This is a genomic window from Methylobacterium sp. Leaf469 (assembly GCF_001424745.1).
Taxonomy (GTDB): domain Bacteria; phylum Pseudomonadota; class Alphaproteobacteria; order Rhizobiales; family Beijerinckiaceae; genus Methylobacterium.
Genome location: NZ_LMRE01000004.1, coordinates 95,684 through 113,492 on the forward strand (window position 1 = coordinate 95,684; position 17,809 = coordinate 113,492).

Genomic DNA, 17,809 nt, shown 5'->3' on the forward strand with positions numbered 1-17,809 from the left:
AGGTCCACCGGGGCCCGGAGCGGCGCGAACGCACGCCATCCCGAGGGCCGCAGGTTTGTCGCTTTGGCGTAAACGAAGGCTGAATGGGATCGACGGGATTGCCGTGCGGGCGGGTCAGCCGGCCCAGCGCAGGGTCACGCACTACCTTCAGAATCGGTGCTAACCCTTTGCTTTATTCAAAGAATATGAAAAACCTGACGATCAGTACAATGAATCTCTGAGCCGCCTCGCTCGCGCGAAGGCCGGGGTTCGGGCGTTGCGCTGAGAGGTTGGATCGAAATCCCAGCGCAACCATCTGAATCGAAACGAGGAATCATCCCAGGCGCGGAGACTCCGGCTGTCAAGGGCAGGCACCGAACCCTGCCGCGCGGAAGCGACACGGGTCCGCGCCGACCCGCCTCAGCGCGGGTCGGTCTCCGTCAGCTGCTGGATGGAGCGGGCGCCGCGCTGGCGGAACAGCAGGTCGAGGGCCTCCAGCATCAGGCCGTGCATCTTGGCCCGCTCGGCATGGGCGATGTCGCGCAGCTGATCGTAGACCGGCGGTTCGAGGTAGACCGACATCTGCCGCGCCCGCTGCTTCAGGGTGGCGGCGGGCCGGGGGCGGGGGGGGCCGACGTCGAGCTGGACGATCTCGGCGGTGGCGTGCGGGGGGCGCCCCGTCGTGGCCGAGGCCGCGACGATGGCGGCGAGGCTCGGCTTAGGCGGCTTTGACATGCTTTGAGACCTGCATCCGCTTCTCGATCCAGGTCCAGAGCTTGCGGATCTCGCCCGCGGCCTGGCCCTTCGGATTGAACTCGGTGACGCCCTGGCCGACCCCGATGGCGTCCTGGTGGTCCGTGCGGGCGACGATGTTCACGTCGGGCAGGATGCCGAGCACCGCGAGGCCGTCGGCGGCGTCGCGGATGCGGTAGGAGCGCGGCGGGGTCTGGTTGAGGACGAAGGCGAACTTCTTCTCGAGGCGATAGACGGCGGCCAGGGTCGGCTTGAACGCCCGCAGGTCCGCCGGCGTCGGCCGGCACGGGATGATGCAGAGATCTGCCGCGCGGATCGCCGAGAGGGTCCCGGTGGAATCGACGCCCGGGGTGTCGATGAAGACGTAATCGTAGGAGGATTCGCGCAGCTTGGCCATGACCCCGTCGATCTGGGTCGCGTCGATCTGGGCGACCTCGGGACCGTCGGCGGTGCGATGGTCGAGCCAGTCGGAGATCGTCGCCTGCCGGTCCATCTCGAGGATGCACACGGACAGGCCGCGCTCCTGCGCGGCGACGGCGAGCGAGATGCACAGGGTGCTCTTGCCGCTGCCCCCCTTCTGCGTGACGAACGTGATGGCCTTCATCCTGGCGCCCCTTCGCGGCTCTCGACGTGTCCCGGCCACCCAGGACCTGCCGCGCGGGCCGGTTCGTCCTGTGACGCAAGGATGACCTGATCCATCTCCCCGATCATGGTTAATCCTTCGTTAAACCGCGGCCCGTCCTCCGCCCCCGCCGCCACTCCCAACAATCCAATCTGAGGTTGCTGGTTGGCCATAAAAGCGCAACCGCCCCCTTCTCCTGAGCTGGTTTCACGGTTAGCCTGGGTCGACCAGGGCGTGTCGCGCCGCGCGCACGATCAACCTCAGGTAAATTCCATCGCCTGCCCCGCGACCGGCTCCGGACCCCGCGCTCCGGCGGTGCCCCTTCGCGGTGCCCCCTCCAGGAGATCCATGTCCCGGCTCATGCACGCGGCGGCGAACGGCGACGAGGTGCAGGCGGCCCTGGCGGCCTCCGGCGTCGTCGGCCTGTGGACCTACGACATCTGGACGGATCGCCTCGTGCTCTCGGGCGACCTCGCCGAAATCCTGGATCCCGGGCAAGGACTCGATGCCAGGCAGGAACTCGAGCCCGGGCAGGAACTCGATCCCAAGCAGGAACGTGCGGCGCCCGGCATGCCGCTGGAGAGCCTCCTCGGCGGAATTCACGACGAGGATCGTGCCCGGGTGGAGAACGTCGTCCACGCCGCCATCGTGGGCGCCGCGCCGTTCGACGTGGCCTTCCGCACGGCGCGGAGCGGGCGCACCCTGTCCTTGCGCGGACGGATCGAGTGCGACGACGCCGGGCAGCCCCGGCACGGGCGCGGCATCGCCCTCGACCTCACCCACGAGGAAGGGCTCGACCGGCCGGCCCAGCACGCGGTGAACCGCATGGCCGAGCACGCCATCGCCCTGCACGGCCTCGTCGGGCACCTGCACCGCCCTGCCCTCGCCCGGCTCCTCGACGGCCTGATGCGGGAGATCGGCCGCGAACTCGCCCGCCACCTCCGGGACGCGGCCGGCGAGCGCCGACACTGACCCCCTGCCGGGCCGCGGCTCCTGCCGCGCCGTGGCCTTCCGTGGGAGTCGGCGACCCCTTCGGATCGATCCGGCGGGATCGCGGCCCGCGGCGAACCCGGCCCCCGCCTCGCCGCAACGGCGGGCCGACGGCGAGAATCCGCCCCCCCCTCGCCCCGGAAGATGATCTACACCGGCCTTTCCGAACGCGATCGTGCCCACGGCCACGGGCCGGGCGACGACGCGCCAGCGCATTTGGGAAGGCAGCGGATGTCCGCAGGGTCAGGTCGCCACGTCGTCGTCATCGGGTCGGGCGCGGTGGGCACGGTGAGTGCCCTCGAATGTCTGCGGGCGGGGCACCGCGTCACCGTGGTCGATCCGGGCCAGCCGGGCGGCGAGCACGCCACGAGCTACGGCAACGCCGGCTGGCTCTCCTCGCATTCCGTGATCCCGCCGGCCGAGCCGGGGATGTGGCGGCGGGTCCCCTCGTTCCTCCTCGATCCCCTCGGCCCGCTCTCGATCCGCTGGACCTACCTGCCCAAGGTCATGCCCTGGCTGATCCGCTACCTGCTGGCGGCCCGGAATCCGGCCCTGATCGAGCGGACGGCGCGGGCGATGCGGACGCTGCTGGTGGATGCGCCGAAGCTCCACGCGGGTCTGGCGGCCGAGGCCGGGGTGTCGCACCTCATCGAGCGCCGCGGCGTGCTGCACGTCTATCCCGACCGGGCGGCCTTTGCGGCCGAGGCCCGGTCCTGGGCCATCCGCCGGAAGGTCGGCGTCGCATGGCTCGAACTCTCGGCCGAGGAGGTGCGGCAGCGCGAGCCCCATCTCCATCCGCGCTACACCTTCGGCGTCGTGGTCGAGGAGGCGGGGCATTGCCGCGATCCCGGCGGCTACGTCGCCGCCCTGGCGGATCTGGCCCGCGCGCGGGGCGCGACCCCGGTCACCACCCGGGCGACGGGGTTCCGCCATGCGGCGGGCCGGCTCGCCGCCGTGGTGACCGAGCAGGGCGAGATCGCGTGCGACTGCGCCGTGGTGGCGGCCGGCGCGCGTTCGAAGGCGCTCACCGCCGCGCTCGGCGACCCGCTGCCCCTGGAGAGCGAGCGCGGCTACCACGTGATGCTGCCCGACGCGGCGGTGGGTCCGCGCACGCCGGTGATGGCCTCCGACGCCAAGATGATCGTCAACCACATGAACGGCGGGCTGCGCGCCGCCGGGCAGGTCGAGTTCGCGGGGCTCGCGGCGCTGCCCAACTGGAAGCGCGCCGACATCCTGCGCGATCACCTCGTCTCGATGTTCCCGGATCTCGCCGGATCCGTGTCGGCCGAGGGCCTGCGGGTCTGGCTCGGCCACCGGCCGAGCATGCCGGACGGGCGCCCCTGCATCGGAACGGCGCGGACCACCGCCGACGTGATCTACGCCTTCGGGCATGGCCATGTGGGCCTCGTCGGCTCGGCCCGAACCGGCCGCCTCGTCGCCCAGCTCGCGAGCCGGGCCGAGCCCGAGATCCCCCTCGCGCCGTTCGATCCGCGCCGCTTCCTCTGAGGGGATCGGCGGAACCCGCCCCCCCCCGCGCGGTCACGGCAGGGCGGACGCCGCGCGCACGGGGCGGGCCACCCGCGCCGCGAGGGCGCGCAGGGCCGGGGCCGCCTCGGCCGGGGGCTTGCCGAGGGCCCGGGCATAGGCGTGGATCTCGGCGGTGCAGCCGCGCGGCGCGGCGGCCGCGGCGTCGGACACGGGCTCGATCCACGGGGCGAGCCCGGTGCGGGCCACCAGGGCCGGCACCTCCGTCGCATCGGCCAACACCTCCCCGGCCTCGACGAGGTCGGCCCCCGCGCCGATCCGCGCGCAGGCGTCCCGGTCCTCCGTGCGGGCGGCCAGCATGGCCCGCAGGAGCACGCGGCCCGCGGCCAGCACCGTCGGATCGTCGGCGCGGGCGAGGCCGCGGGCGACCCCGAGGGCCGCGCGCCGGCGCAGGCCCGCGACGGACTCGGCCTCCGGGCGGCCGTCGCGGTAGGCGTCGGCGTACCAGGCGGCGAGCCCGTCCACGGCGCCCGGGGCCGCGGCGAGGAGCGGCAGGGTGCGCAGGACCGCCGCCCGGGCACCGGCGGGGCTCGCATCGTCGTCGAGGGTCGAGTCGGGAAACCGCCCCGTGTCGACGATCTCGGTGACGACGCGGGCGGCGAGAAGCCGGCCTGCCTCCGGAACCCAGAGGTCGGCGGAGGCGGTGGCCAGGGCCTCGGTCACGAAGGCGGGGTCGAGGCCGGCGGCGAGGTAGGCCGCGCGCTCGAACGTTCCGTCCGCCTGGATGGCCTGCCCGAACAGGCCGGCCTCGTAGGGGGCGTGGAACCCGAGGCGGCCGCCCTCCACGAGGAAGCGCCGGGGCCCGCGCACGAAGGCGAGGGTGCAGGCCGAGACGCAGTAATCGGGCACGTAGGTGGCGAGCCCCCGCGCCGCGACGAGGTCGCCGAGGGCCTGGCCCTCCTCCACGAGACCGCCCTCGCTGGTGAGGTGCAGGCGCTCGGCCCGGGGATTGGCGTCGAGGAGGGCACGCAGGCGCTCCGCCGTCCCCTCCCCCAGCTCGCCGGACAGGCGAATGTCGCGGCCGTGGGGCCCGAGGACGACCCGGGCGGGCGCGGCGGGCGTCTGGGTGCCGAAGCGCTCTTCCAGGCGGAGCGACACGGCCGCAAAGGCGGCGCTCATGACCGGACCCAGACCGGTGCTCACACTGGTGTTCATGCCCGGATTGTTCATGCCCGGGTCGTTCATGCCCGGCCGGTCGAGGCAGGCGAGGGTTGCGAAGGTCAGGCACCCGGCCCCGGTCAGGCAGGCGGTGCCGGCCCCGAGGATGCGTCCGAGGCGTCCGCCCCACCCTGCCGTTCCCGTACGCGTTGCCATCCGACCAAAGGCCTCCCGAACGCGTCGCGACGACGCGTTCGGGTGATGATCGCCCCTGGCAAGGCTCCGGCAAATCCCCCACCGGCGCCGGAAATCGCCGCGCCGGGCGGCACCCGGGCCTTCGGAGACGGTCTCGCCTGCCCGTGCCGACGCGGGCGGATCGATCTCCCGCCGCGAACGCCGCACGCAGGATCGCATCCTCAGGGCCGGCCGAATATGTCGCAGGGGCAAGGGGTTGGGCGGCTCACGCCTCGCCGGGCGCGCGCAGCAGGTAGGTGTCCATGATCCAGCCGTGGCGGGCGCGGGCCTCGGTCCGGGTCCGGCCGATGGCGTCGGCGATGTCGCCGAGGCGGCCGGACAGCACGATCTCGTCGGCGGTGCCGAGGTAGGCGCCCCAGTAGATCGTGAGCTCCGGGTCGAGGTGGTCGAAGCGCGGATGCCCGTCGAGCATCACCACCGTGGTGTCGGCACCCGGGGGCAACCCCTCGGCGATCTGCCGGCCCGTGGTGATGTGGATCGGCGCGCCGATGCGGTTGAGGGCGATGCGGTGGCTCGCCGCCAGGGCCTGGACGCTGCTGATCCCCGGAATCACGTCGTAGACGAATGGCACGCGGCCGCGCGCCACGATGCGCTCGATGATCCGCAGAGTGCTGTCGTACAGGGAGGGGTCGCCCCAGACGAGGAAGGCGCCGCACTCGTCGGGCCGCAATTCGCCCTCGATCATCGCCTCGTAGAGGGCGGCCCGGGCGGCGTGCCAGGCCTCCACCGTCGCCCCGTAATCGGCCGGGTTGCGGTCGCGCTCCGGGTCCTGCGCCTCGACGAAGCGATAGGGCCGCTCGGTGATGTAGCGCTGGCAGATCTCGCGACGCACGGCGACGAGGTCGGCCTTCTCGCTGCCCTTGTCGAGGACGAACACCACGTCGACGGTGTTGAGGGCGCGCACCGCCTGGACGGTGACGTGCTCGGGATTGCCGGTCCCGATGCCGATGACCCGGATGGTTCGCAACATGTGACGCGCTCTCAGACCCATCGCCCGGCTTCGGCCTCGTTCCCTGGACCGGAGTCCGGCCCGAAGTCCCTGTCTTATCATGCTCTTACGACGACAGACCGGAATCCGCGCCGCGGCGTCAGCCTAAGCGAGAAAACCGCCTCTGTCGCGGGGCGACGGCCAGCCCGGGCGGGACAACGCCACGGATGGAGGCCAAGGATGGAGGTCGAGGACCGTGCGCGGTGGGCCGCCGGCTGGGCGCGAGACGCCTCGACAACGGACGCGCCCCGATCCTACTCCTCGGCGCCTCGCCCTGTTCCGGCACCCATCCGCGTTCCGAAGAGAGCAGCACCGCCATGACGCGCAAGACGAACCCGCCTTCCACCACGAACACGCCTTCCCCCTCTAACAAGACTTCCCCCTCGAACAGGACCGCCATCGCCGGCGCCCTCCTCCTCGGCCTGGCCCTGATTTCGGGCCCGGCCCAGGCCGCCCCCGGGCCCGACGACCATGCGGGCCACGGCACGCCCCATCGAGACGCGACCCACCATGCCCATCCGGCACCGGCGCAGGGCGCCGAAGCCCCCTCCACCCGCGCCTTCCGCGAAGCCGGGACGCAGATGCACGGCGACATGGACATCGCCTATTCGGGCGACGTCGACCGCGATTTCGCAGCCGGCATGATCCCGCACCACCAGGGCGCCATCGCCATGGCCAAGGTCGCCCTGCAATACTCCAAGGACCCCGAGGTGCGGGCGCTGGCCGAGAGCATCGTCAAGGCCCAGGATGCCGAGATCGCCCAGATGCAGGCGATCCTGAAGCGCAAGCCTGCGCCGGCGAAGTAGAAAGGCCGCGCCGGGGCCAGGGTACGCCATCGGAACGTCTCGGGCGCCCCCGCGCCCGATCCGTCCCCCCGCTGGTCGCACTCCGGCCCGGCCCTATCTGGACGGGTTCCAGACAAGCCGCGCGGAGCCGCCCGAGCATGAGCTTTCCCATCACGCTGATCGTGAACGGCGAATCCCGCAGCCTCGTCCTCGAGGATGCGCGGGTCACCCTCCTCGACGCCTTACGCGAGCGCCTCGACCTCACCGGTTCGAAGAAGGGCTGCGACCGGGGCCAGTGCGGCGCCTGCACCATCCTGCTCGACGGGGTGCGGATCAACGCCTGCCTAGCGCTGGCCGTGAGCCACGACGGTGCGGCCATCACCACCATCGAGGGGCTGGCCGACGGCGACGTGCTGCACCCGGTCCAGGCCGCCTTCGTCGATCACGACGGCTACCAGTGCGGCTTCTGCACGCCGGGCCAGATCATGAGCGCGGTCGGCCTCATCCGGGAGGGCCAGGCCGGCGACGATCCCGAGCGGGTGCGCGAGGGCATGAGCGGCAACCTGTGCCGCTGCGGCGCCTATGCGGGGATCACCGAAGCCGTGCTCGCCGCGCAGGCGGCCATGAACGCGCCGGACGTCCTGCCCGGCGGCCACCTGATCGAGGACGCGGCATGAACCGGTTCGACTATGTCCGCGCCGGCAGCGTCGCCGAGGCCGTGGCGGCCCACGGGGCGGGGGCCGCGTATCTGGCGTCGGGCACCAACCTCCTCGACCTGATGAAGGGCGGCGTCACCCGGCCCGAACGCCTCATCGACATCTCTCGGGTGTCGGGCCTCGATGCGCTCGAGACCCTGCCGGACGGCGGCGTCCGCATCGGCGCCCTGGTGCGCAACGCGACGCTGGCCCACGATCCGGCCTTCGCCCGGGCGTATCCGGCCGTGGCCGAGGCCCTGCTGTCGGGCGCCTCGGCGCAGTTGCGCAACGCCGCCACCACCGCCGGCAACGTCCTGCAGCGCACCCGCTGCCAGTACTTTTACGACACGGCGAGCGCCTGCAACAAACGCGCGCCCGGCGCCGGCTGCGAGGCCATTGGCGGGGCGACGCGCACCCATGCGATCTTGGGCTGGAGCCAGCACTGCATCGCCACCCACCCGTCGGATTTCTGCGTGCCGCTGGCCGCCCTCGACGCGGTGGTGGAGGTCGAGGGCCCGGCCGGACGCAGGGACATCCCGCTCGCGGACTTCCATCGCCTGCCCGGCGACGCGCCGGAGCGCGAGACCGAGCTGGCGCCGGGCGAATTGATCGTGGCTGTCCGGCTGCCCCCCGACGCAAAAGATTTCGCGGCCCATTCGCGCTACCTCAAGGTCCGCGAGCGCACCTCCTACGCCTTCGCACTGGTCTCGGCGGCCGTCGGGCTCACCTTCGACGGGGGCCGCATCGGGCAGGCCCGCCTCGCCCTCGGCAGCGTCGCCCTCAAGCCCTGGCGGGCGCGGGAGGCGGAAGCCCTGCTCGCCGGGCAGGTTCCGAGCCCCGAACTGTTCGCGAGCGCCGCCGCGGCGGCGCTCGCCGGGGCGCGGCCGTCCGGCGACAATGCCGCCAAGATCGAGCTCGCCCGCCGCATCGTCGTGCGGGCGCTCACCCTGGCGCAGGCCGGCACCCCAGCGCGCATCCCGGCCCTGCCGGCCAGTCCTTTCGGAGCCCGACCATGACCGAGCGCATGCGCCACGGCGCCTCCATCGGCCAGCCCCTGACCCGGCGCGACGGCCCCGCCAAGGTCACGGGCGCGGCCCGCTACAGCGCCGACTTCCACCCCGCGGGCATGCTCCACGCCGTCCTGGCCGTGAGCGCCATCGCCCGCGGCCGGGTGACCCACCTCGATGTCACGGCGGCGCAGGCGCATCCGGGCGTCGTCGCCGTGATGACGCCGGAGAACGCGCCCGAACTCGCCAAATCCCCGGACGACAAGGACAATCCCTTCGCGTTCCGCCTCGACCTCCTGCAGAATGCGGGCGTCCGCTACGCCAACCAGCCCATCGGGGTGGTGATCGCCGAGACCCTGGAGGCGGCCACCGAGGGCGCGGCCCTGCTCGATCCCCGCTACGAGGCGCAAGCCGCGAGCGTGGAACTCGGCGGCGAAGAGATCGTCACGCCCGGAACCGTCGGTGCCGGCTCGCCGACCGAGGAGGGCGCGGGCGACATGGCGGCCGGGTTCGCCGCCGCCGAGACCCGGATGGAGGCCACCTACGAGACGGCGGCGCAGTATCACAACGCGCTGGAACCCCACACCAGCGTGGCGCAGTGGGACGGCGACCGCCTCACCCTCCACACGCCGACCCAGGCCCTGTGGATCGCCAAGGGCCGCCTCGCCGGCCTGTTCGGGATTCCGGAAGGCAACATCCGCATCGTCAGCCACTATCTCGGCGGCGGCTTCGGCTCGAAGGGCTTCATCTCGTCCCCGCAGATTCTGGGGATCATGGCGGCCAAACTGGTCGGCCGGCCGGTGAAGCTGGTGACCCGGCGCGAGCAGATGTTCGGCCCCGTCGGCCATCGCGCGTCGACCCGCCAGACCCTCAAGCTCGGTGCCCGGGCCGACGGCGCCCTCACGGCGCTGGATCACCACACCCTGACGCTGACGAGCCGCCACGACGATTTCGTGGAGGCCTGCGGCCTCATCGCCCGCCACCTCTACGCCTCCGAGGCGATTTCCACGACGCACGCGGTCTCGCGGGCCGATATCGGCACGCCGATCTTCATGCGCGCCCCCGGCGAGGCCCCCGGCAGCGTCGCGGTGGAATCGGCCCTCGACGAACTCGCCCTGAAGCTCGACATGGACCCGCTGGACCTGCGGCTGAGGAACTACGCCGAGGTCGAGCCCATCACCCACCGACCGTTCTCCTCCAAGGCCCTACGCGAATGCTACGCGCAGGGCGCCGAGCGTTTCGGCTGGAGCAGGCGCCCGAAACAGCCGCGCCAGCTGCGGGACGACCAGGGCCTCCTCGTCGGCTGGGGCATGGGCACCGCCACCTATCCGGCCGGGATGATGCAGGGCGAGGCCCGCGCCACCATCCGGGCCGACGGCACGGCGCTCATCGAGACCGCCGCCCAGGACATGGGCCAGGGCGCCTGGACGGTGCTGGCCCAGATCGCCGCCGACGGGCTCGGCCTCGACGGCGACCGGGTGGAACTCCGCATCGGCGATTCCGACCTTCCGAACGGCGGGCTCGCCGGGGGCTCCACCGGCACCGCCACCTCCGGCAGCGCCGTGCACGCGGCGACGCAAGCGGCCCTGGCGCAGCTCGCGGACCTCGCCGTCAACGACCGGGCCTCGCCCCTCTACGGCGCCGGCAATGCCGGCACGGTGGCGGAGAATGGGCGCCTCGTCCGCCGCGACGACCCCACCCGCGCCGAGGGCTTCGCGGAGATTCTTTCTCGAGCGGGCCGCGATTCGGTGGAGGCGAAGGGCACGGGGGCGGGCGACCCGGCATCGCGAAAAACCTACGCCATGCACGCGCACGGGGCGGTCTACGCCGAGGTGACGGTGGACCCCGATCTCGGGCAGATCCGGGTGACGCGGCTGGTCGGCGCGTTCGCGGCCGGGCGCATCGTCAACCCGCGCCTCGTGCGCAGCCAGTATTACGGCGGCATGATCTGGGGCGTGTCCCTGGCGCTGCACGAACACGCGGTGGTCGACACCCGGTCGGGCCGGGTGATGAACCCGAATCTCGCCGAGTACCACGTGCCGGTGAACGCCGACGTGCCGTCCATCGAGGCGATCCTGGTGGAGGAGCACGATCCGCACGTGAACCCGCTCGGCATCAAGGGGGTCGGCGAGATCGGCATCACCGGCACGGCGGGCGCCATCGCCAACGCCGTGTGGCACGCCACCGGCGTGCGGGTGCGCGACTTCCCCATCACCCTCGACAAACTGCTGGTCTGAGGGCAGCCTTCGCCCAAGTCCGGGCGGCGGTCGCTGCGGGAAGACGCCGCCCGAACCTTTTGAAAGTTTGGCCGGCGACCTATCTCACGGTCTCTCGCATGAAGACGGTAGGAAAGACGCCCCCATGGCTTCGCCCGGAGACTGGAAAATCCCCGCATCCGTGCAGCCCAAGGCCGCCGATTATGCCTTCGACCTCGCGCAGGCGCTGACCGCCATCGTGGCCCTCTCGACCCGCGTGCCCGACGAGGCCTTCACCGCCGAGACGCTGGGCACCGAGCGAGCCGGCAACGGCGTCGTCATCGGCGACGACGGCCTCGTGGTCACCATCGGCTACCTCGTCATGGAGGCCGACACCGTGTGGCTCACCACCCAGGACGGACGCTCGATCCCCGGCCATGTGGTCGGCTACGACGCGGTGACGGGCTTCGGCCTCGTCCAGGCCCTCGGCACCCTCGGCCTGCCGGCCCTGCCGCTCGGCCGCTCCGCCGGCGTGAAGGTCGGCGACCGCGCCATCGTCGCCGGGGTCGGCGGCCGCCAGCGCAGCGTCGCCGTGGAGATCGTCGCCCGTCAGGAATTCGCCGGCTACTGGGAATACGTCCTCGACGAGGCCCTGTTCACCGCCCCCGCCCACCCGCATTGGGGCGGCGCCGCCCTCATCGGGGCGGCCGGCGAGTTGCTGGGGATCGGCTCGCTCCAGCTCCAGCAGGGTACCCCGGAGGGGCCGAAGACCATCAACATGATCGTGCCCATCGACCTCCTGACTCCGATCCTCGACGACCTCGTCACCCGCGGCCGGGCCGACCGGGCGCCCCGGCCCTGGCTCGGCCTCTACGCCAGCGACGGCGACGATGCCGTGGTGGTGATGGGGCTCGCCGACGACGGCCCGGCGGAGGCCGCCGATCTCCGGGCCGGCGACGTGGTCGCCGCCGTGGCGGGCGAGCCGGTGGCGGATCTCGCGGGCTTCTTCCGGCAGGTCTGGGCGCTCGGCGAGGCCGGGGTGCGCGTGCCTCTCACCATCCGGCGCGACGGTCAGACCATCAAGCTCGCGGTGACGTCGGCCAACCGCGACCGCTTCCTCGTCTCCCCGCCCCTGCATTGATCCGGGCGCCCGGCGGGTCTATCCCGACACGATGACGGACAGAGCAGACCCTTTGCCAATCCACATCGTCGGCGGCGGGCTCGCGGGCTCGGAAGCCGCCTGGCAGATCGCGCAAGCCGGCCATCCGGTGGTGCTCCACGAGATGCGCCCGGTGCGCGGCACCGAGGCGCATCACGGCCAGGATCTGGCCGAGCTCGTCTGCTCGAACTCGTTCCGCTCCGACGACGCCAACGGCAACGCGGTTGGCCTGCTGCACCAGGAGATGCGCACCCTCGGCTCCCTCATCCTCAAGGCCGCCGACGCGCATCAGGTGCCGGCCGGCGGGGCGCTCGCCGTCGACCGCAACGGCTTCGCCGCCGCCGTCACCGCCGCCCTCGAAGCGCATCCGATGGTGACCATCGTGCGCGAGGAGGTCGAAGGCCTGCCGCCAGAGGAGTGGGGCCGGACCATCGTCGCCACCGGACCCCTGACCGCGCCGTCCCTGGCGCAAGCCATCCGCGACCTCACGGGCGCCGAATCCCTCGCGTTCTTCGACGCCATCGCGCCCATCGTCCACCGCGATTCCATCGACATGGACAAGGCGTGGTTCCAGTCGCGCTACGACAAGGTCGGCCCCGGCGGCACGGGGGCCGACTACATCAACTGTCCCATGGACCGCGATCAGTACGACGCCTTCATTCAGGCCCTCGTCGACGGCGACAAGATCGGGTTCAAGGAGTGGGAGGCCTCGACGCCCTATTTCGACGGCTGCCTGCCCATCGAGGTGATGGCCGAGCGCGGTCCCGAGACCCTGCGGCACGGCCCGATGAAGCCCGTGGGCCTGACCAACCCGCACGACCCGACGGTGAAGGCCTGCGCCATCGTCCAGCTGCGCCAGGACAACGCGCTGGGCACCCTCTACAACATGGTCGGATTCCAGACGAAGCTCACCTATTCCGAGCAGGTGCGGGTGTTCCGCACGATTCCGGGCCTCGAGAACGCCGAGTTCGCGCGCCTCGGCGGCCTGCACCGCAACACCTACCTCGACAGCCCCCGCCTCCTCGACGCGACCCTGCGGCTGAAGGCGCGGCCCTCGCTCCGCTTCGCCGGCCAGATCACCGGCTGCGAAGGCTACGTCGAGAGCGCCGCCATCGGGCTCATGGCCGGGCGCTTCGCCCTGGCGGAGGCACGGGGCCAGACGCTCGCGCCGCTACCGCCCACTACGGCGCTCGGGGCGCTGATCGGCCACATCACCGGCGGGCACATCGCCGCCGAGGATGCGGGCGCCCCGCGCTCGTTCCAGCCGATGAACGTGAATTTCGGCCTGTTCCCGCCCCTGGACCACGCCCCCAAGGGCGAAGGCGGCAAGCGCCTGCGCGGGCCGGAGAAGGCGGTGGCCAAGAAGAAGGCCCTCACCGATCGCGGCCGGGCGGATCTCGCCGCCTGGATCGGGGCGGATGCGGCGCGGATCGCAGCGGAGTAGCGGGCGCCTGCCCCGACTCCATCGCGCCGGACACGCCCAGACTATCACTGCGCCCAGGGCGTATGACTCGTTGCATTCCGTGAGCCCTGGGCGTAGGTTGACCCATGGACTTCGCGTGGCACGACGAGAAGTCGAACCGAGATCTTGGGGAGCGCGGATTCGGCTTCGACTTCGCCGCCCTGATCTTCCTCGGGTGCACGCTCCTGAAGTCCGACGACCGGCGGGATTACGGCGAGGTTCGCCAGAACGCCCTGGGAGAGATCGAGGGCGATCTCTCCCACGTTACCTTTACGGATCGCGGCTCTGTGCGGTGGATCATTTCGGCCCGTCGCGCAAATCGCAGGGGGCGTCAACGATGGCACGCATCAGCCTCGATCAACTTCGACTGAACCGTCCTCAGGCGAACCGCGAAAAGATCGAAGCCACGACCGAGGCCGACATCCGCCGCCATACCCGCGAGGACGGAGGTGACCCGGACGCAGCCCCCACAGGGTATGTTCTCGCGCGCGCGCCGGCCGAGATCAGGCAGAATCTCGGCGTCACGCAGCAATCCTTCGCCGATGCCCTCGGTGTTCCGGTCACGACCTACCGGAACTGGGAACAAGGCCGGAAGGTGCCCGACCCGGCCGCGCGCTCGCTCCTCACCATCTTCGACCGGGAGCCGGAGGCCGCTCTGCGGGCCCTGGGCATCGACTGGAGCAGTCTTCTGGGGAAGGACGCGGCGGAGACCAAATCCGGTTGATCGCGTCGCATCGAGGGCGCGCGACGCATGCCTCGATCGTCCTCGATTCAATCCGCTTTCGGCTCGTACGCGAAGATCGTCCGCCCCGGCCGGTGGCCTTCGTCCCCGGTGTCGCGGAACCCGACCTTGAGGAGAAGGCCGCGGGAGGCGGCGTTGTCCGGGCGGCACTCGGCGACGAGGAATCGGTGGGGGAAGCGCTGGCGCAGCAGGCCGATGGCGGCGGTCACGGCTTCGGCGCCGTAGCCCTGCCCCCGGGCCCCGCCCCCGACCCAGTAGCCGAGTTCGACGGCGTGGTCGCCGCGCAGGTGCAGACCGACGATGGCGACGAGGGCCCCCGCATGCGTGCGGGCGCCCAGGAAGCAATCGGTCCTCACCTTGGCGGGGCCGATGAGCCCGCGCGCCGCCTGCAGGGTGAAGGGGCTGGGCAGGAAGTCGATGGCGCCGGTGATGGCCGGATCGTCCGTGAGCGCCCGCACGGCCTCGGCGTCCCCGGGCCCCAGGGGCGCGAGGCGCAGGCGGGCGGTCTCCACGGGGGAGAGCTTGGCGAGGGAGTAGCGCGTGGCGAGCTTGAACATGGCGCCGCCATCCTAGCCCATCATCGGGTCTTCACGCGAACCGTTTGGCTCCCGCTACGCACAGGACGACGAGGCCGGCCGCCGCCAGCATGGACCAGGCGACGGGCTCGTGCAGGAGGAGCCCGGCCAGCGCCAGGCCGAAGAACGGCTGCAGGAGCTGCAGCTGCCCGACGCCCGCGATCCCGCCGAGCGCGAGCCCACGATACCAGAACACGAAGCCGACGAGCATGCTGAACACCGAGACGTAGGCGAGGCCGGCCCAGGCCGGCCAGCCGATCCCGCGCCAGGTCGCCGGCAAGGTCGCGAGGGCCAGGGCCGCCATCGCCGGCAGGGACAGGACGAGGGCCCACGAGATCACCTGCCAGCCGCCGAGGCGCCGCGACAGGACCGCGCCCTCGGCGTAGCCGAGGCCGCAGAGCAGGATGGCGGCGAGCATCAGGAGGTCGCCGACCGACGAGCCGCCGCCGCCCTGGGCCAGGGCGAAGCCCGCCACCACCGCCGCCCCGGTAACGGAGAACGCCCAGAAGGCCGGACGCGGCCGCTCGCCGCCGCGCAGGATTCCGAACCCGGCGGTGGCCAGCGGCAGCAGGCCGACGAACACCACGGAATGGGCGGACGTGACGTGCTGGAGCGCCAGGGCCGTGAGCAGCGGAAAGCCGGCCACCACCCCGACGGCCACGAGGGCCAGGGATCCGAGGTCGCGCCGGGCCGGCCGGGTCTGGCCGAGCGCCAGGAGCAGCCCCGCGCCGAGGAGCGCGGCGATCACCGCCCGTGCCGCGGTGAGGAACAGGGGCGAAAAGCCCCCGACGGCGACCCGCGTCGCCGGCAGGGAGGCGCTGAAGATGAGGATTCCGAGGAGGCCGCTGCCCCATCCCCGCGTCGTCCGTAGCATCGGGGTCCCTTTCTTGGCGAGGAACCCCGGCGATAGCTGCCTCCCCGCCCCCGCGACAGCGATGGCGCCGGACGATCCGGCCACACTGTCCGGGGCCCCGGCCGGACACCCCGCACGAAAAAACCCGCCCCGGCGGACCGGGGCGGGCTGCGTCGCGTTCGTCGGGCGTTCACCCTCAGGGGTGAATCACCATGGCGTTGAACGGGTAGACGTAGGCCTGGAGCATCACCAGCACGCCGACGAGGCAGGCGAGCACGATGGAGTGCCAGAACACGAAGCGCAGGATCTTGCTCTCCTGGCCGAAATACCCCGTGGCCGTGGAGGCGACGACGATGGACTGGGCGTCGATCATCTTGCCCATGACGCCGCCGGACGAGTTCGCCGAGGCCATGAGGATGCCCGACAGGCCGAGCTGCTCCGAGGTGATCTTCTGCAGGCCGCCGAAGAGCACGTTCGAGGCCGTGTCGGAGCCCGTGAGCGCGACGCCGAGCCAGCCGAGCAGGGTGCCGAAGAACGGGTAGAGGATGCCGGTGCCGGCGAAGGCGAGGCCGAGGGTGGCGTCGACGCCCGCGTAGCGGGTCAGCACGCCGAGCGCCAGCATCGCCGAGATGGTGATGAGCGAGTAGCGCAGGACCCAGATGGTCTCGATGTAGGCGGTCACGAGGCGCCACGGCGAGAACCGCATGAGCAGGCCGGAGAGGATGGCCGCGAACAGCACGCCGGTGCCGGTGTAGGACATGTAGGCGAACTTGAAGACGGCGGCCTCCGGATGGGCGGTGGCCACCACCGGCGGCACCTTCATGATGACGTTGTGCAGGCCCGGCACCGGATAGTTCCAGATGAAGATCGGATCGACGATATCCTTGAAGAACTTGGTGCCCCAGATCGCCACGATCACCGAGAGGATGATCCACGGCACCCACGCCAGCAGGATCTCGGAGGAGGTGGCGGTGCGGGTGGCGGCGGCGGCCTTGGGGCCGTCGACGGCGGTGACGTAGCCGATGGACGGGTCGTTGCCACGCAGGGCCGGCGAGGTCCAGATCACGGCCGGGCGCCAGAAGCGCAGGAACAGCACTAGGGCGCCCATGGAGACCAGCGCCGCGCCGATATCGACGATCCACGGGTTGACGTAGTTCGAGATGCCGAACTGGGCGAGCGCGAACGAGCCGCCGCAGACGAGGATGGCGGGCCAGATCTGGAGCATGCCGCGGAAGCCCGCGAACACGCAGATGAGCCAGAACGGCACCAGCACGGAGAAGAACGGCAGCTGCCGGCCGATCATCGCGCCGAGGATGTAGGGGTCGTAGCCTGTCACGGAGGCGAGGCCGGCGATGGGGGCGCCCAGCGCCCCGTAGGCCACGGGCGCCGTGTTGGCGATGAGCGAGAGGCCGGAAGCCGCCAGCGGCGAGAAGCCCAGCCCGATGAGGATGGCGCCGGTCACCGCCACGGGGGTGCCGAAGCCGCCGGCGCCCTCGAAGAACGCCCCGAAGGCGAAGGCGACGAGGAGCAGCTGCAGGCGCCGGTCGGTGGTGATGCCCGCCACCGATTGCTGAAGGGTGGCGAACCACCCCTTCTCCACCGTCAGGCGGTAGAGGAAGATGACGTTGAGGATGATCCAGCCGATGGGGAACAGGCCGAGCGCGATGCCGTAGCCGGAGGCGCGGGCGGCGAGATCGGCGGGCATGCCGAACAGGAACACGGCGACGCAGAAGGCCAGCACCAGGGAGAGGACGGCGGCGATGTGGGCCTTGACCTTGCCGCTGGCGATCATGCCCAGCAGCGCGATGACCGGCAGCGAGGCGGCGAGCGTCGAGAGCCAGGGGCTCCCGAACGGGTCGTAGACCTGATTCCAGGTGGTCACGGTGTTCACGGGCAACGTCCTCCCAAGGTGGCCCCGATCTCCGCCGGAACCTTGGAATCGTTGCTAGCAGACGCCCGGAGCCGGCTCAACGCGGGTTAATCATGTATTCAGAGACAGTTGCGAGCGCGCCACCACGGGGCCGGCCGGGGCCGTGGCGCGTGCGGCCCGTCGGTTCCGGCTCGGTCGCGCCTGCGTGATCATGGCGCAACGGCGGAACATGCCCG

General features: G+C 71.8%; 17 protein-coding genes. 10 read left to right on the forward strand and 7 right to left on the reverse strand.

The window, feature by feature from the left end:
- Window positions 1-399: 399 nt before the first annotated feature.
- Together ASG60_RS05420 and ASG60_RS05425 are read right to left on the reverse strand one after the other, a co-directional pair.
- On the reverse strand, window positions 400-714 hold the full coding sequence (locus tag ASG60_RS05420) for a ribbon-helix-helix domain-containing protein (protein ID WP_056168895.1): 315 nt from the start codon (window positions 712-714) through the stop codon (window positions 400-402).
- A complete protein-coding gene (locus ASG60_RS05425; protein ID WP_056168893.1) occupies window positions 698-1,336 on the reverse strand; it encodes a ParA family protein in 639 nt (212 codons plus the stop codon). The genes ASG60_RS05420 and ASG60_RS05425 overlap by 17 nt, the downstream gene beginning before the upstream one ends.
- A 366-nt stretch (window positions 1,337-1,702) precedes the next feature.
- Here ASG60_RS05425 and ASG60_RS05430 point away from each other — a divergent pair, with 366 nt between their 5' ends.
- Both ASG60_RS05430 and ASG60_RS05435 read left to right on the forward strand, forming a co-directional pair.
- Window positions 1,703-2,326 (forward strand): hypothetical protein, encoded by a 624-nt coding sequence (locus ASG60_RS05430; RefSeq protein ID WP_056384438.1) that lies wholly within the window; start codon window positions 1,703-1,705, stop codon window positions 2,324-2,326.
- A 249-nt stretch (window positions 2,327-2,575) separates the two neighbouring features.
- On the forward strand, window positions 2,576-3,850 hold the full coding sequence (locus tag ASG60_RS05435; RefSeq protein ID WP_056358748.1) for an FAD-dependent oxidoreductase: 1,275 nt from the start codon (window positions 2,576-2,578) through the stop codon (window positions 3,848-3,850).
- Between the two features lie 33 nt (window positions 3,851-3,883).
- On the opposite strand, the gene ASG60_RS05440 is transcribed toward ASG60_RS05435, so the two are convergent.
- On the reverse strand, window positions 3,884-5,203 hold the full coding sequence (locus ASG60_RS05440) for a hypothetical protein (protein ID WP_056384439.1): 1,320 nt from the start codon (window positions 5,201-5,203) through the stop codon (window positions 3,884-3,886).
- 244 nt (window positions 5,204-5,447) lie between these two features.
- Window positions 5,448-6,209 carry a precorrin-6A synthase (deacetylating) gene (gene cobF, locus ASG60_RS05445; RefSeq protein ID WP_056262687.1) on the reverse strand — a complete coding sequence of 254 codons (762 nt, stop codon included), beginning with the start codon at window positions 6,207-6,209 and terminating at the stop codon, window positions 5,448-5,450.
- Between the two features lie 338 nt (window positions 6,210-6,547).
- On the opposite strand from cobF, the gene ASG60_RS05450 reads away from it, so the two are divergent.
- From ASG60_RS05450 to ASG60_RS05485, 8 genes are all read left to right on the forward strand, one after another.
- Window positions 6,548-7,036 carry a DUF305 domain-containing protein gene (locus ASG60_RS05450; protein ID WP_056384469.1) on the forward strand — a complete coding sequence of 163 codons (489 nt, stop codon included), beginning with the start codon at window positions 6,548-6,550 and terminating at the stop codon, window positions 7,034-7,036.
- Between the two features lie 137 nt (window positions 7,037-7,173).
- A complete protein-coding gene (locus ASG60_RS05455; RefSeq protein ID WP_056168881.1) occupies window positions 7,174-7,692 on the forward strand; it encodes a (2Fe-2S)-binding protein in 519 nt (172 codons plus the stop codon).
- Window positions 7,689-8,726 (forward strand): xanthine dehydrogenase family protein subunit M, encoded by a 1,038-nt coding sequence (locus ASG60_RS05460; RefSeq protein ID WP_056358700.1) that lies wholly within the window; start codon window positions 7,689-7,691, stop codon window positions 8,724-8,726. The genes ASG60_RS05455 and ASG60_RS05460 overlap by 4 nt, the downstream gene beginning before the upstream one ends.
- Window positions 8,723-10,954 (forward strand): xanthine dehydrogenase family protein molybdopterin-binding subunit, encoded by a 2,232-nt coding sequence (locus ASG60_RS05465; protein ID WP_056384440.1) that lies wholly within the window; start codon window positions 8,723-8,725, stop codon window positions 10,952-10,954. Before ASG60_RS05460 ends, ASG60_RS05465 begins: the two co-directional genes overlap by 4 nt.
- 124 nt (window positions 10,955-11,078) lie before the next feature.
- Window positions 11,079-12,053 (forward strand): S1C family serine protease, encoded by a 975-nt coding sequence (locus tag ASG60_RS05470; protein ID WP_056168873.1) that lies wholly within the window; start codon window positions 11,079-11,081, stop codon window positions 12,051-12,053.
- A gap of 31 nt (window positions 12,054-12,084) precedes the next feature.
- The gene (gene trmFO / locus ASG60_RS05475; RefSeq protein WP_056384441.1) at window positions 12,085-13,515 is read left to right on the forward strand and encodes a methylenetetrahydrofolate--tRNA-(uracil(54)-C(5))-methyltransferase (FADH(2)-oxidizing) TrmFO; all 1,431 of its coding nucleotides are present in this window, start codon (window positions 12,085-12,087) and stop codon (window positions 13,513-13,515) included.
- 104 nt (window positions 13,516-13,619) lie between these two features.
- Entirely contained in the window at window positions 13,620-13,904 is a 285-nt protein-coding gene (locus ASG60_RS21805; RefSeq protein ID WP_082531621.1) for a BrnT family toxin, read from the forward strand.
- Entirely contained in the window at window positions 13,871-14,257 is a 387-nt protein-coding gene (locus ASG60_RS05485) for a helix-turn-helix domain-containing protein (protein ID WP_056384470.1), read from the forward strand. Before ASG60_RS21805 ends, ASG60_RS05485 begins: the two co-directional genes overlap by 34 nt.
- Window positions 14,258-14,304: 47 nt before the next feature.
- On the opposite strand, the gene ASG60_RS05490 is transcribed toward ASG60_RS05485, so the two are convergent.
- The 3 genes from ASG60_RS05490 to ASG60_RS05500 form a co-directional block, all read right to left on the reverse strand.
- Complete coding sequence (locus tag ASG60_RS05490; RefSeq protein ID WP_056168862.1) at window positions 14,305-14,832, reverse strand: GNAT family N-acetyltransferase; 528 nt, start codon at window positions 14,830-14,832, stop codon at window positions 14,305-14,307.
- 31 nt (window positions 14,833-14,863) lie between these two features.
- Complete coding sequence (locus tag ASG60_RS05495; RefSeq protein WP_056384443.1) at window positions 14,864-15,724, reverse strand: DMT family transporter; 861 nt, start codon at window positions 15,722-15,724, stop codon at window positions 14,864-14,866.
- Window positions 15,725-15,899: 175 nt separating this feature from the next.
- Window positions 15,900-17,585 (reverse strand): L-lactate permease, encoded by a 1,686-nt coding sequence (locus ASG60_RS05500; RefSeq protein ID WP_056169028.1) that lies wholly within the window; start codon window positions 17,583-17,585, stop codon window positions 15,900-15,902.
- Between the last annotated feature and the right edge of the window lie 224 nt (window positions 17,586-17,809).